This is a genomic window from Thalassotalea piscium (assembly GCF_030295935.1).
Lineage (GTDB): Bacteria > Pseudomonadota > Gammaproteobacteria > Enterobacterales > Alteromonadaceae > Thalassotalea_B > Thalassotalea_B piscium.
This window is the reverse complement of sequence record NZ_AP027362.1, coordinates 2,704,091-2,718,878: the sequence shown is the minus strand read 5'-3', so window position 1 is coordinate 2,718,878 and position 14,788 is coordinate 2,704,091. Positions and strand designations below refer to the sequence as shown.

At 38.1% G+C, this 14,788-nt stretch carries 9 protein-coding genes and 4 tRNA genes; 10 read left to right on the top strand and 3 right to left on the bottom strand.

All coding sequences use genetic code 11. From position 1 onward, the window contains the following. Positions 1-10: 10 nt before the first annotated feature. Positions 11-772 carry a UDP-2,3-diacylglucosamine diphosphatase gene (locus tag QUD79_RS11970; protein ID WP_184424201.1) on the bottom strand — a complete coding sequence of 254 codons (762 nt, stop codon included), beginning with the start codon at positions 770-772 and terminating at the stop codon, positions 11-13. A gap of 44 nt (positions 773-816) precedes the next feature. Further along, positions 817-1,308: a peptidylprolyl isomerase gene (locus QUD79_RS11965; protein WP_184424202.1), complete on the bottom strand. Its 492-nt coding sequence runs from the start codon at positions 1,306-1,308 to the stop codon at positions 817-819. Between the two features lie 185 nt (positions 1,309-1,493). On the opposite strand from QUD79_RS11965, the gene cysS reads away from it, so the two are divergent. Further along, the gene (gene cysS, locus QUD79_RS11960; protein ID WP_184424166.1) at positions 1,494-2,879 is read left to right on the top strand and encodes a cysteine--tRNA ligase; all 1,386 of its coding nucleotides are present in this window, start codon (positions 1,494-1,496) and stop codon (positions 2,877-2,879) included. A gap of 364 nt (positions 2,880-3,243) precedes the next feature. Here the strand turns inward: cysS and folD are convergent, their stop codons facing one another. Continuing rightward, complete coding sequence (folD, locus tag QUD79_RS11955) at positions 3,244-4,098, bottom strand: bifunctional methylenetetrahydrofolate dehydrogenase/methenyltetrahydrofolate cyclohydrolase FolD (protein WP_184424167.1); 855 nt, start codon at positions 4,096-4,098, stop codon at positions 3,244-3,246. A gap of 282 nt (positions 4,099-4,380) precedes the next feature. Here folD and QUD79_RS11950 point away from each other — a divergent pair. The 9 genes from QUD79_RS11950 to lon all read left to right on the top strand — a co-directional run bounded on the left by QUD79_RS11950 (position 4,381) and on the right by lon (position 14,613). Beyond that, positions 4,381-4,457: transfer RNA gene (locus QUD79_RS11950), tRNA-Pro, on the top strand. Between the two features lie 169 nt (positions 4,458-4,626). Further along, a tRNA-Arg gene (locus QUD79_RS11945) sits at positions 4,627-4,703 on the top strand. Positions 4,704-4,718: 15 nt separating this feature from the next. Beyond that, a tRNA-His gene (locus tag QUD79_RS11940) sits at positions 4,719-4,794 on the top strand. A gap of 29 nt (positions 4,795-4,823) precedes the next feature. Then, positions 4,824-4,900, top strand: a tRNA-Pro gene (locus QUD79_RS11935). Between the two features lie 685 nt (positions 4,901-5,585). Continuing rightward, positions 5,586-8,186, top strand: a complete 2,601-nt coding sequence (locus tag QUD79_RS11930) for a TonB-dependent receptor (RefSeq protein ID WP_184424168.1) — start codon at positions 5,586-5,588, stop codon at positions 8,184-8,186. 410 nt (positions 8,187-8,596) lie between these two features. Continuing rightward, positions 8,597-9,904, top strand: coding sequence for a trigger factor (gene tig / locus QUD79_RS11925; protein ID WP_184424169.1), 1,308 nt, complete (start codon positions 8,597-8,599; stop codon positions 9,902-9,904). 126 nt (positions 9,905-10,030) lie between these two features. Then, complete coding sequence (gene clpP, locus QUD79_RS11920) at positions 10,031-10,633, top strand: ATP-dependent Clp endopeptidase proteolytic subunit ClpP (RefSeq protein WP_286290800.1); 603 nt, start codon at positions 10,031-10,033, stop codon at positions 10,631-10,633. Between the two features lie 88 nt (positions 10,634-10,721). Then, positions 10,722-12,002: an ATP-dependent protease ATP-binding subunit ClpX gene (gene clpX / locus QUD79_RS11915; RefSeq protein ID WP_184424170.1), complete on the top strand. Its 1,281-nt coding sequence runs from the start codon at positions 10,722-10,724 to the stop codon at positions 12,000-12,002. A gap of 250 nt (positions 12,003-12,252) precedes the next feature. Beyond that, on the top strand, positions 12,253-14,613 hold the full coding sequence (gene lon, locus QUD79_RS11910) for an endopeptidase La (protein WP_184424171.1): 2,361 nt from the start codon (positions 12,253-12,255) through the stop codon (positions 14,611-14,613). The last annotated feature ends 175 nt before the right edge of the window (positions 14,614-14,788 follow it).

The following is a 14,788-nucleotide window of genomic DNA, read 5'->3' as shown; positions in this document are numbered from 1 at the left end:
GCCTCAAATATCAAAGTGACTTTAGTTGTTCTAATGGTGTATATAATAACTGATAACCGTTTTTATCAAACTTTAACCAAGCACCTTGTTCGTACCAATCACCCAGCACAATTCGTTTTGCTTGCTTACCATTTACATTAACGTTATGAATATTAGGCCTATGCGTATGGCCATGTATCATTAGTAGGCTTTGGTGCTGTTCAAGACACTTTTCTACTTCAGACTCGGTAACATCCATAATATCTTGCGACTTCATTGCGGTAGCATTAGCGCTTTGTTTTCGATAATTCTCTGCAATTTTTCTTCGTACAAATAAAGGCAAACTTTTTATCATAGTTTGCCACCACCAAGTACGTGATTTTTTTCTAAATTTTTGATAAGCAACATCTTTAGTACACAAAGTGTCGCCATGTAAAATAACAATTTTTTCACCATACAGCTCAATGGTATCTACTTCAGGTAACAGGGTCATGCCTGCTTTTTTTGCAAACCTCTTACCTAGTAAAAAGTCTCTATTACCATGAATAAAGTAAATAGCTGTTCCACTATCAGCAAGTTCCTTTAAGCCCCTAGCTATTTCTATAACAAATGGGGAATTATCGTCATCACCAATCCAGTACTCAAATAAGTCACCAAGTATATAAAGGGTTTGTGCGTTTAAGGCATCATTTTTAAGGAATGATAAAAAACAGGCCGTAATATCAGGCCTGTTTTGTGCTAAATGTAAGTCAGCAATAAAGTAGGTTACCGGTTGTTTATTTTGTAATGTCATCACATCTGTAACCTATTTTGCCTGTATAGCTTAAATTCAGTTGTTTATTCTACTAATGTAGACTCAACAACAATTTCTTCTTTAGGCACATCGTCGTGAAAACCCATGCGCCCAGTATCAACTAAAGTCATTTTGTCTACTATGTCCATGCCTTCAACAACTTCACCAAACACACAATATCCCCAACCTTGCTCAGTCTCACTTTTAAAGTCTAAAAATGTATTATCAACTAAGTTAATAAAAAACTGTGCAGAGGCTGAATGTGGATCACTGGTACGAGCCATTGCTAAGGTACCACGACTATTACTCAAGCCATTGCTTGCTTCGTTTTTAATGGTTTCGCGTGTTTCTTTTTCTTCTAAACCTGAAGAAAAACCACCGCCTTGTACCATAAAACCTTTAATTACGCGGTGAAAAATAGTGCCTTTGTAAAAACCGTCTTCTACATATTGTTGAAAGTTTTTAGCAGTTATAGGGGCTTTATCAAAGTTTAAAGCGATCTTAATATCGCCCATGGTTGTTTTAAATGTGATCATTTGTTTTATCTCATAAAAATTTATTGGTGAATTGTAACCTAAAGAGCGAATCTGTAAAGGGAAGTGATGATCCTTTGCTTTTCTTAGGCTACAATAACGCAAATTTTTATCTGAATTAGTCAGATTCACTTACTTAGCCTTATACCAATAAAAGTAAAGGCGATAAATTGGAGTCATTAAACCTCATGTTGCAGATCTACAATACCTTAACTCGTAAGAAGGAAGTTTTTACACCGATTAATGAAGGTAAAGTTGGATTGTATGTGTGTGGTTGCACGGTTTATGACTTATGCCATATTGGTCATGCTCGCACGTACATAAGCTTTGATAACATAGCTCGTTACTTACGTTTCTCAGGTTACGAGGTGAATTATGTTCGTAATATTACCGATGTTGAAGATAAAATAATTAACCGTGCTATCGAAAATAATGAAACAACAGAGCAACTGACCGAACGAACTATTGCTGCAATGCACGAAGATTTTGATGCATTGAATATGATGCGCCCTGATGTTGAACCACGTGTAACAACGCACATGAATGAGATCATTGCGATGATCGAAACATTAATTGCAAAAAAACATGCTTATGTAGCAGACAGTGGTGATGTGTTGTTTGAAGTATCAAGCTTTTCAGATTACGGTAAGCTTAGTGGTCAAAACTTAGAGCAACTACAAGCCGGCTCTCGTGCTGAAATTGATGAGACTAAACGCAATCCCCTTGACTTTGTATTGTGGAAATTAGCAAAGCCGCAAGAGCCAAGTTGGGAATCGCCATGGGGAGCTGGGCGACCGGGTTGGCATATTGAATGTTCAGCAATGAATGCTAAAGAACTTGGTGCTCATTTTGATATTCATGGTGGAGGCTCAGATCTACAGTTTCCTCATCATGAGAATGAAGTAGCGCAAAGTTGTTGTGCACTAGATACGCCTTATGTGAACTATTGGATCCATACTGGAATGGTGCAAGTTGACCAAGAAAAAATGTCAAAGTCGCTGAATAATTTTTTCACGATACGTGAAGTATTAGCAAAATATGATGCTGAAACAACGCGTTTTTTCTTAACAACAGGGCAATACCGAAGCCAATTAAATTATTCAACAGATAATTTAGAGCAGGCGCGTGCATCGCTTGAGCGTATTTATACTGCGCTTAGAGATATTAGTTTACCGAAAGACTTCACTTTAGATAAAGCTAATCCTTTTGTTAAAGCATTTTGTGTGGCAATGGACGATGACTTTAATACACCACAAGCGCTTTCGGTACTTTTTGAATTGGCTAAGCAATTGAATGTGGCTAAAGCTGACAATAGCAAGGATACCGTATTACTGGCAGCTACATTGAAAGGTTTAGGTGGGTTACTCGGGTTATTACAGTTAGATCCTGCAACTTTTTTACAAGGTGGAGGAAATAACGACGAAGTTGCACAAATAGAAGCATTAATATTACAGCGTAACCAAGCGCGAGTAGATAAGAACTGGGCACTTGCTGATGAAGCTCGTGATAAGCTCAATGCGATGAATATAATTCTTGAAGACAGCGCCGGTAAAACAACGTGGCGTAAAGGTTAATATAAGTTATATTGACAAAAAAATGCCAATCAACTGATTGGCATTTTTTATGACGAAATTTAAACTAACCTGAGTTCTTGATAACGGATGTACGTTAAAATCCGATAAAGTTATATTTTTCAATCACTTATAATACAACAATCGTATTGCTTATGTAGTTATATATCAATGTTATAAGTGTTGAGTGAATCAAGGCAAGTTTGCGTACCTAATAGCCAGCTATTAGTAGCAAATTAACGGTTTTTTAGTTCCAGACAAAAACCAAGTACCTACGTCCATGCAGGCAACGCAGATACGCGCAAAAAGTCGTGACATTGACGTGCTTAGCTTATCCAGAACTCAGGTTAACAATTAATTGATGGGATTACTGACCAAACTGCTCGCAGGCAATTAGGGTGTTTTCAATTAAACTTGCCACTGTCATTGGGCCAACACCACCAGGAACAGGGGTAATAAAAGATGCTTTGGTTTTAGCAATGTCAAACTCTACATCACCAATCAAACGGCCTGTATCCATTCGGTTAATTCCAACGTCAATTACAATTGCACCTTCTTTTATCCAGTCGCCGGGGATAAATTCAGATTTTCCAACCGCCACTACTAATAAGTCGGCATTGCGTACTTTATCTTCTAAGTTCTTAGTAAAACGGTGCGTTGTGGTTACGGTACAACCGGCCAAGAGCAACTCAAGTGTCATCGGGCGACCAACTATATTTGAAGCACCAACAACTAAAGCGTCTAAACCGTGTGTTTTAACACCGGTTGATTGAATTAAAGTCATAATACCTTTAGGCGTACAAGGACGAAGACCTGGCTGACGTAAAACTAATTTACCCACATTTGAAGGGTGGAAGCCATCAACATCTTTATTGGGAGCTATGTGTTCAATCACTGAATTAGCATCAATACTTTCAGGTAAGGGGAGTTGTACTAAAATACCATCGATAGTGTTGTCATTGTTCAGTTGAGTAATGAGTTCAAGTAACTCAGCTTGTGTTGTAGTATCAGGTAATTTATATGATGGAGATATAAAACCTACTTCTTCACAAGCTCGGTGTTTACTACCAACGTAAACTTGTGATGCAGGATTGTCGCCCACTAATATTACAGCTAAACCAGGAGCTCTTTTACCTTGCTCTATTCTAGCTTTAACCTTTTCTTTTACAGAGAGTCTCAGTTGCTGTGCAATTGCTTTACCGTCAATAAGTGATGCAGTCATAATTCCTAGCGCGTAAATTAAAGTGATAATCAAGGTTATTTTCGCATAGTTTCACTTTTCATCATAGATGAAATTGCCTTATATAAGTTAAATTTTTATTTACTGGTGATTACACTAGTATGTTAATATTTCGTCAATAGTCGCTCTTAAATTAAACTAAAATTAAAAGGCTGCTGTAAAAGTAACCGAAAAGCTATTTATTTATAAAAAACGTTTGACGAGCAACGGTCAACTAGGTAATATCCGCACCCGTTGAAAGCATGTATGTTTTTAACGAATCGTCGGTGATTAGCGCAGCTTGGTAGCGCACTTGGTTTGGGTCCAAGGGGTCGCAAGTTCGAATCTTGCATCACCGACCACTTTTTCTTTTTATAAGAAAAGTATTGCTCATATAAATTAGTGCACGTTTAGTTTTACTAAATTGTATAACACCTTTAGAAAGTGTGGCTTAAGCCCTTATATGATGCAATTATTAAGTTTATAATTTATTATACTTAAGTTAGCATTTTAAATGCTATGTTTTACAATGCGCCACTAGCTCAGCTGGATAGAGCAACGCCCTTCTAAGGCGTGGGTCTCAGGTTCGACTCCTGAGTGGCGTGCCATAATAAAGTGTTATGGTGGCTATAGCTCAGTTGGTAGAGCCCCGGATTGTGATTCCGGTTGTCGTGGGTTCAAGTCCCATTAGCCACCCCATTCTTTATAATGGAACTAAGAGTTAAAATCGGTGATTAGCGCAGCTTGGTAGCGCACTTGGTTTGGGTCCAAGGGGTCGCAAGTTCGAATCTTGCATCACCGACCACTTCTTAAATGTTTATCTATTCGTAAATACCTTGAATTTAATCACAGTCTAAATTTAGATGAGAACTTGCGAAGCAAGTCGAAAAAATTGTCTGGAACAATTTTTAAACGCGTAGCGACCCGAAGGGCGTAGTACAGGATGTACGAAGTAATCTTGCATCACCGACCACTTCTTAAATGTTTATCTCTTCGTAAATACCTTAAATTTAATCACAGTCTAAATTTAGATGAGAACTTGCGAAGCAAGTCGAAAAAATTGTCTGGAACAATTTTTAACGCGTAGCGACCCGAAGGGCGTAGTACAGGATGTACGAAGTAATCTTGCATCACAGAGCACTTTTCTTTTATTTTATTCTCATACTATATCTTTGTAATATCTGTAGACACATTGTGTAACACTTTTATTTTCATCTTATTGTTAAGCATTTATATATAAAATTTGGATGCTCTTTGCTAAAAAAGAACGTAGAACCTAGCTCGAACACTATCTTCCTTGATTTGTCTCAATATTAAAAGATCGCCCAATCTATACCTACTTTTATCATTTTTTAAATTTTTGAATTTAACGTAAACCTAACATTACATTAATGCTTAATACCTATTTGCCAACTTTTTTAATACATGGTAATTATGCGGATGGCAATTCAGCCGCATAATAAATATTAAAAAAGGATTTAGGATTTATCATGAAACATACAATCCCATTTACACCTAAACTAATCGCCTTGGCATGTGCGTCACTCACATTTTCAAGTGTTGGATTAACTACATCAGCTTTTGCTGCCGACGAAGCAAAAAAAGTTGAACGCATCGAAGTTACTGGTTCAAGAATCAAGCGTACTGATATTGAAGGTCCTTCACCTGTTCAGTCAATTACGCGTGCAGATATTGATAACTCGGGCTACGATAACTTACAACAACTCTTAGAAAAAATGCCTGTTGCTGGTAATGGTACTTTTTCAACTAGAGGTAATAACCAAGATTCTACTGCCAATGGTGCAGCGGCTGTCTCTCTTCGAGGCCTCGGTGCAGATGCCACGCTAGTCTTAATTAATGGACGACGCGTAGCCATTAGTGCATTTGCAGAAAGTATCACTAACTCATTTGTAGATATTAATAGTATTCCTGTCTCAGCAATCAAGCGTATCGATATCTTAAAAGATGGTGCATCAGCAATTTACGGCTCAGATGCTGTTGCTGGAGTTGTGAACGTTATCTTGAGAGATGATATTGAAGGATTAGAAGTAAATTTAGGCTACGGCGGAACCGATGGGCCTAACTATGAAGAAACGACCTCGAGCCTTGTCTGGGGTACATCAACTGAAAAAAGTAGTGCGTCGGTTATAGTTGATTACTTTAAAAACACTTCGTTATCATCTAACGAAATGGGGCGTTTAGGCACAGCTAATCAATCTGCAAATGGCGGTCAAGACTTCCGTTCATCACGTGGTTTTCCGGGGTATTTTTATGTTGATGGTGTAAAAACTATTGACCCTAATTGTCCTGCTGACAGTGCAACTGCTAGTGGTAGTTGTTTGTTTGACTATGGTCCGTACGGGTATATTGCGCCTGCATCAGAACGTATAGGTGCAATCTCACAATTTGATTATAACTTCGACAATGGCATTACCGCTTTTATGGAGTTGGCAGTGCAGCATAATAGCTCGATTGCTGCTGGTGCTCCAACACCACTTGATGAAGATGCTGGTTTAACTGTGCCTGCGAGTCACCCTAACAACCCATGGGCGAAAGATATTGAAATCGGACGTTACCGTACTGTTGATGCAGGGGCTCGTCAATGGGATATTCAGTCTGACTCTCTACGTATAGTGGCAGGTTTAAGAGGTGAAATTGATAGTTGGAACTGGGAAACAGCGATACAAAAGGGTCGTAGTTCGTCGTTACAAACGGGTGACCGCACCCAAGGCTGGGTAAGAACAGACTTTTTACAACAAGAAATTAATGCTGGTAACTATAATCCATTTGGTGGCACATTTAACGATCCTGCGGTTGTTGAACGTATTACTACTAGCTTAGTTCGTCGTGGTGAGTCTCATATGACCTCATTCGATGCTAACATTTCAGGTGAAGCTTTTAGTTTTGGTGACGATGTTGTCATGATGGCTGCAGGTATTGAATATCGTGAAGAAGATGTTAGCGATATTCCTGATGATCAGTTTCAGCGTGGTTTGATTTTTGGTACAGAATCTGTTTCTGCAGCAGCTGAGCGTGACCAATATGCAGCATATGTGGAGTTTTCAATTCCGGTTGCTGACAGCTTAGAATTGCAACTTGCAGGACGTTACGATGATTACAGTGACTTTGGCTCAACAACAAACCCTAAAGTAGCATTGCATTGGACACCGACTGAAGAGATTTCAATTCGTGGTTCTTGGGCACAAGGCTTTAGAGCTCCTTCACTTGCACAAATTGGCTTAGGTCCTTCACAAGAAAGCCAATTCTTTGTTGATAGTTATCGTTGTGCGGCCACTGGCCAAGACTGTGGTGTGCTTGACTATAATATCGAATTTGGTGGTAACCCTAACTTAGAAGCTGAAGAATCAGAATCTTGGAACCTTGGCTTTATTTGGGCGCCAGTCAATGATTTTGGTTTAAGTATCGATGTGTGGAGTATTACACAAGACAACAAAATAGATGAACAGGCATTTGGCCCTATTTATAGTGCAGAATGTAACAATCAAAATAGCACTGTTTGTGTTCGCTTGGCTCCTCAATCAGGACAAAGTTTAGGTGTAATACAGAAAATTTATAGCACTTTCGAAAACGTATCTTCTCAAGAAGTATCGGGTGTTGATTTGTCTGCAAACTACAGTCACTCCCTTGATGATTTAGGCTTGTTGAAATTTAACTTAGAATGGGCATTCCAGAATAAGTTTGAAAAAGATGGGCGTGATTATACTGGTGAATATGGATATCCTGAGCACCGCTGGATGTTCTCAACGAACTGGGAAAATGGTCCATTAAACGTTAATATGAATATTAGTTATGTAGGTGAATTTGAAGACACACCTGATATTGACTTTGATGGTACGCTCGATTTCGACAGTAATACATCTAGAATGATTGATTCTCAAATTTTAGTTGATTTACAAGCTGCTTATCGAATTTCGGACGCTACTAAAATATCAATTGGTATTAACAACGTATTAGATGAAGATGCACCATTTGCAATTGGTGATGGCGATGGTGACCTTTATGGTTATGCTTCAGGGGTACACAACCCTCGTGGACGCTATCTCTATACTAAAGTATCTTTCTCGTTCTAACGTTAATTGGTATAAGTAGAAAAAACCCGCCGGTTGGCGGGTTTTTTATTGTCAAAACTCACCCTGATATCAAAGGATAGCATCAGGTGACAAAGTTTTTTGTGATGAATATTATGATTTTAGATAATAATTATACTTTATAAATTACTATTTTTTGCTTGAATTTTATTGACATAGCCTAGTTTTATGAATCTATAGAAAAATTAATTTTAATCTACCCTCGACTCTTGTTAAAAGCACCGCTATAATTCTGCGTCATTATTTTTAATCTGAACATCTGTTATTCGGATTTTCCGGGCTCAACTAGCATCTGCTACAGGGCTGAGGGCAAATACTCGTTTGGGTTTTGTTCGCTATAGATAGATGCGTTACATAAGAGCGTAGTAAGCGCTAAGTATTGAGGTAATTAAATGCAAGTTTCAGTAGAGACTACAAAAGGTTTGGAACGTCGATTAACTATTTCAGTTCCGGCAGAGAAAGTGGATGTAGAAGTAAAGAACCGTCTTCGTCAAATCAGTAAAACGCAGCGTATTAACGGTTTTCGTCCAGGTAAAGTGCCACCATCTGTAATTCAAAAGCGTTACGGTGCATCTGTTCGACAAGAAATCGCTGGTGAAGTTATGCAGCGCAACTTTGTTGAAGCGATTATCGCAGAAAAAATTAATCCGGCTGGTCGTCCACAGTTCGTTGCTAAAAGTAATGAAGATGGAAAAGACTTAGAATTTGAAGCAACGTTTGAAATTTATCCTGAAGTTACATTAAATGGCTTAGATAAAATTAAAGTTGAGCGTGCTGCAGCTGAAGTGACAGACAAAGATTTAGAAGAAATGTTTGTAACATTACAAAATCAGCATAAAACTTGGAAAGAAAATAAACGCAAATCAAAGAAAGGCGACAAGTTAACTATTAACTTTCTTGGCCGTGTAGATGGTGAAGAATTTGAAGGTGGTAAAGCTGATAACTTTGAGTTAGAGCTTGGTGCAAGTCGTATGATCCCAGGTTTTGAAAAAGATATTATTGGTATGAAAGCCGGTGAAGAAAAAACAATCACTGTAACTTTCCCTGAAGACTACCATGCTGAAAACTTGAAAGGTAAAGATGCAGAGTTTGATATTTCTGTACTTAAAACTGAAGGTCCAGTACTTCCAGAGATAGACGAAGAGTTTGCTAAACTTTTTGGTATCGAAGAAGGTGGTGTTGAAGCGTTACGTGAAGAAGTTCGTAAGAACATGACGCGTGAATTAAACCAAGCGATTAAGGCTAAAGTTAAAGAGCAAGTAATTGAAGGTTTATTAGAAGCTAATGACATTGACTTACCAAGTGCATTAATAGCACAAGAAGTAGATGTGTTACGTCAACAAGCAATGCAACGTTTTGCGGGTCAAATGGACCCTAAAAATATGCCTGAGCTTCCAGCAGACATGTTTGAAGAACAAGCTAAACGTCGTGTTAAAGTAGGTTTGTTACTTGGTGAAGTTATCAAGGTTAACGAATTGAAAGTAGATGAAGCTAAAGTAAATGAATTAATTGAAACAGCTGCTTCAGCGTACGAAGATCCACAAGAAGTGATTGAGTACTACAAAACCAACCAAGAGCTGAACCAACAGATGCAAAACGTTGCTTTAGAAGAGCAAGCGGTTGATGTATTAGTTAAAAGCGCTAAAGTAAAAGATAAGAAAGCAAGCTTCAAAGATATAATGAATCCTGAAGGTAAATAAGCTTTTTCATTGACATTAGTGTAAGCAATAGCTTAAATGGCTTATATGGAAACATATAAGCCATTTTTTATAGTAAGGAAAGAATAGTTGTTAACTTCTCAAAATAATTCTCAAAATTTTACCAATATTACTGAAAGTGCTTTAGTGCCTATGGTTGTCGAGCAAACAGCTAAAGGTGAGCGCTCTTATGATATATACTCTCGCTTACTGAAAGAACGAGTGATATTTTTATGTGGCCAGGTTGAAGATCACATGGCTAACCTTATTGTCGCTCAATTATTATTTTTAGAGTCAGAGAGTCCAGAAAAAGATATTTATCTTTATATTAACTCTCCAGGCGGTTCAGTAACTGCAGGTATGGCTATTTACGATACCATGAAGTTTATTCGACCCAATGTAAGTACAGTGTGTATTGGCCAGGCAGCCAGCATGGGCGCATTTTTGCTTTCAGGTGGTGAAAAGGGGAAACGTTATTGTTTACCTAACGCACGTGTCATGATCCATCAACCTCTTGGTGGTTTTCAAGGGCAAGCATCAGACTTTGAAATTCATGCCAAAGAAATTTTATATATCAAAGACAAATTGAATCGTTTAATGGCTGAGCACACAGGGCAACCGTTAGACAAAGTGTCTGTTGATACCGATCGTGATAATTTCTTAAGTGCAGAAAGTGCGGTTGAATATGGATTAGTTGACTCCATATTAGAACAAAGACTCGACAATTTATAAGATTGTTGAATATTTCAGATTGTGATCTGTGGCTTTTGTGTAACACTAAAGGTAGAGATATTGAATTTAAATAGTTTAGAGGTACCGTATGACCGATATTAAGAAAGGTGACGGTGATAGTGGCAAATTATTATACTGCTCGTTTTGCGGTAAAAGCCAACATGAAGTACGTAAATTAATAGCGGGTCCGTCCGTGTTTATTTGTGATGAATGTGTTGAGCTTTGTAATGACATTATTCGTGAAGAAATAAAAGAGATCGCACCGAAGCAAGAAAGTGACTCGCTGCCTTCACCAATCGAGATAAGAAAGAGTCTTGATGATTACGTTATTGGCCAAGACCACGCGAAAAAAGTACTAGCAGTTGCTGTATATAACCATTACAAACGTTTACGTAATGGTGATATGCACAATGGAATAGAGTTAGGTAAAAGTAATATTTTATTAATTGGCCCTACGGGGTGTGGTAAAACATTGTTAGCGGAAACGCTAGCGCGTTTATTAGACGTACCTTTTACAATGGCAGATGCAACTACACTGACTGAAGCAGGTTATGTAGGTGAAGATGTTGAAAACATTATTCAAAAGCTTCTACAAAAATGTGATTATGATGTTGAAAAAGCACAACGTGGTATTGTTTATATTGATGAAATTGACAAAATTTCACGTAAATCAGACAATCCATCTATTACACGTGACGTTTCTGGTGAGGGTGTTCAGCAAGCGTTATTGAAATTGATTGAAGGCACAATTGCTTCTGTACCTCCTCAAGGTGGTCGTAAGCATCCACAACAAGAGTTTTTACAGGTTGATACGTCTAAAATCTTATTTATTTGTGGTGGCGCTTTTGCAGGGCTTGATAAAGTTGTTGAGCAACGTAGTCAAGCAGGAACAGGGATTGGTTTTGGCGCTAAAGTAAAAAGTAGTGATAAACATAAATCATTAACAGAACGCTTCCAGGAAGTTGAGCCAGAAGATTTAGTTAAATACGGTCTTATTCCTGAGTTTATTGGGCGTTTACCTGTAGTAGCCACATTGAGTGAACTTGATGAAGAAGCATTGGTGCAGATTCTACAAGAGCCAAAAAATGCACTAACTAAACAGTTTACTGCGTTATTCGATATGGAAAAAGTAGAGCTGGAGTTTAGAAAAGATGCATTACGCGCCATTGCGAACAAAGCAATGATCCGTAAAACAGGTGCTCGTGGTTTACGCTCCATTGTTGAAGGTGTTTTACTTGATACTATGTATGAATTACCGTCGATGGAAAATGTCAGCAAAGTAGTCGTTGATGAAACAGTGATCAGAGGTGAATCTAAACCAATAATCATTTATGAGAATCCACAAGAACAAGCAGCCTCAGAAAATTAAGTACAGCTTTGTATAAACGCATAAGTTTATTTAAAAAAACCACGTTTTTACGTGGTTTTTTATTATAAGCGCATAATTCATGGGTATGTTGGTTAGAATTAGCACATTTCCATGCTTTTTTTACACTATTTCTTGAAAGATAAATGTATATCCCCATATACTTTTTATCCAGGTTGTAAAAAACACCAAGTGGATTAGATTAATTAGTCCAATTGAAATAACATCCACTAAATTTCCAAGAGAGATCAGAATGTCTGAAGAATTAGTTGACGTAGCTACTAATGTTGCTGCCATCCCCGTTTTAGCTTTACGTGATGTTGTTGTATATCCACAAATGGTTATTCCATTGTTTGTCGGCAGAGAAAAGTCAATCCGTTGTCTAGATATTGCGATGGAAGGAGACAAACAAGTATTTTTAGTGGCGCAGAAAGATGCCGCAGTAGACGATCCTAAAACCGATGATGTTTATGAAACAGGCACGGTCGCGACTATTTTACAAATGCTTAAATTACCTGACGGTACGGTAAAAGTGCTAGTTGAAGGTGTTAAACGCGCTAAAGTTAGCGCATTTGTAGAGACTCAAGAGTATTTTACTGCTGATATAGATTACCTAACAGTTGAAAATATTGATGATGAAAACGTAGATATATTAGTACGCTCTGCGATTTCACAGTTTGAAGGCTATATTAAATTAAATAAAAAAATTCCTCCTGAAGTACTTACTTCAGTTGCTGGTATTGATGATGCTGAACAGCTCGCTGACACTATGGCTGCACATATGCCACTGAAGCTGGTAGATAAGCAAAAAGTATTAGAAATAACCAGTGTTACTGATCGTCTTGAATATTTGATGGCGTTAATGGAAGGCGAAATTGATCTTCTCCATGTAGAGAAGAAAATTCGTACACGCGTTAAAAAGCAAATGGAAAAAAGCCAGCGAGAGTACTATTTGAATGAGCAAATGAAAGCAATTCAAAAAGAATTAGGCGATGACGATGAAGGCAGTAATGAAGCCGAGCAAATAGAAAAACAGATCAACGAAGCGCAAATGCCAAAAGAAGCTAAAGAGAAAACTTTAGCAGAATTAAAAAAATTAAAAATGATGTCGCCGATGTCTGCTGAAGCAACGGTTGTACGTAGCTACATTGATTGGATGATTAGTGTTCCATGGAAAAAACGTAGCAAACTTAAACGCAATTTAAAATTAGCTGAAGATGTTTTAGCGCAAGATCACTATGGTCTTGAAAAAGTGAAAGAACGTATTATTGAGTATTTAGCCGTCCAGCAACGAGTCAGCCAACTCAAGGGGCCTATTTTATGTTTAGTTGGTCCTCCAGGTGTAGGTAAAACCTCTTTAGGGCAGTCTATTGCAAAGTCTACAGGCCGTAAATATGTTCGTATGGCGTTAGGCGGTGTGCGTGATGAGGCTGAAATTAGAGGGCACAGACGTACTTATATCGGATCATTACCAGGCAAGTTAATTCAGAAAATAGCCAAGGTCGGGGTGAAGAACCCATTATTTTTGCTTGATGAAATTGATAAAATGGCATCAGATATGCGCGGAGACCCAGCGTCTGCATTGCTTGAAGTGTTAGACCCTGAACAAAACAGTAGCTTCAATGATCATTACTTGGAAGTAGATTATGATCTTTCAGATGTCATGTTTGTAGCAACGTCTAATAGCATGGATATACCAGGACCATTACTCGATCGTATGGAAGTAATACGGTTGTCTGGCTACACCGAAGATGAAAAATTAAACATAGCAAAGCGTCATTTATTACAAAAACAAATCGAACGTAATGGTTTAAAAGATAAAGAGATTGACATTGATGACAGCGCGATTATGGGCATTATCCGTTATTACACTCGTGAAGCGGGGGTGCGTGGTTTAGAGCGTGAAATCTCTAAGCTTTGTCGTAAAGCGGTTAAAGAAATACTGCTAGATAAGTCCATTAAAAAAGTTGTAATCAACCAAGACAACTTGTCTAAATTTTTAGGTGTTCAGCGATTTGACTACGGAAAAGCAGACACAGAGAACCGTGTTGGTTTAGTTACTGGGCTCGCGTGGACCCAAGTTGGTGGAGAACTACTAACAATTGAAACGGCCTCTGTACCTGGTAAGGGTAAGCTTACTTACACAGGCTCGCTGGGTGACGTAATGCAAGAGTCTATTCAGGCAGCTATGACTGTAGTGCGAAGTAGAACAGAAAAACTTCGCATTAATGACGACTTTTATGAAAAACGTGATATTCATGTGCATGTTCCTGAAGGTGCAACACCTAAAGATGGTCCAAGTGCAGGTATTGGAATGTGTACGGCATTAGTGTCTAGTTTAACTGGTAACCCTGTTAAAGCTGACGTGGCAATGACCGGTGAAATTACGTTACGAGGTGAAGTATTAGCCATAGGCGGCTTAAAAGAAAAGCTACTTGCGGCACACCGAGGTGGTATTAAAACTGTTATTATTCCAAAAGAAAACGAGCGAGATTTAGCCGAAATCCCTGAAAATGTTAAAGCAGATTTAACTATCCATCCGGTTAAATGGATAGACGAAGTGCTAAATATTGCGCTTGAACAACCTGTTGAAAAGTGGAAGAAAGCTGACTGATACTGATTAAAAGTGTTTTTTTTGTCAAAAATTGCAAAAAAATCAAAAAAAAATGTAAAAAATAGCAATAAAGGCTTTCCAAATAAATAAAACGTGGTAAGTTAATGGTTCTGAAACGCTAGACCCCAATGTTAATAAGGGGTCTAGGATAGATAAAAATAATTATCTTAATTTA

What these genes read in the sequence shown, in the direction of transcription:
- QUD79_RS11970 (WP_184424201.1), bottom strand. Translation starts at nt 772, where the DNA reads ATGACATTACAAAATAAACAACCGGTAACCTACTTTATTGCTGACTTA.
- QUD79_RS11965 (WP_184424202.1), bottom strand. Translation starts at nt 1,308, where the DNA reads ATGATCACATTTAAAACAACCATGGGCGATATTAAGATCGCTTTAAAC.
- cysS (WP_184424166.1), top strand. Translation starts at nt 1,494, where the DNA reads ATGTTGCAGATCTACAATACCTTAACTCGTAAGAAGGAAGTTTTTACA.
- folD (WP_184424167.1), bottom strand. Translation starts at nt 4,098, where the DNA reads ATGACTGCATCACTTATTGACGGTAAAGCAATTGCACAGCAACTGAGA.
- QUD79_RS11930 (WP_184424168.1), top strand. Translation starts at nt 5,586, where the DNA reads ATGAAACATACAATCCCATTTACACCTAAACTAATCGCCTTGGCATGT.
- tig (WP_184424169.1), top strand. Translation starts at nt 8,597, where the DNA reads ATGCAAGTTTCAGTAGAGACTACAAAAGGTTTGGAACGTCGATTAACT.
- clpX (WP_184424170.1), top strand. Translation starts at nt 10,722, where the DNA reads ATGACCGATATTAAGAAAGGTGACGGTGATAGTGGCAAATTATTATAC.
- lon (WP_184424171.1), top strand. Translation starts at nt 12,253, where the DNA reads ATGTCTGAAGAATTAGTTGACGTAGCTACTAATGTTGCTGCCATCCCC.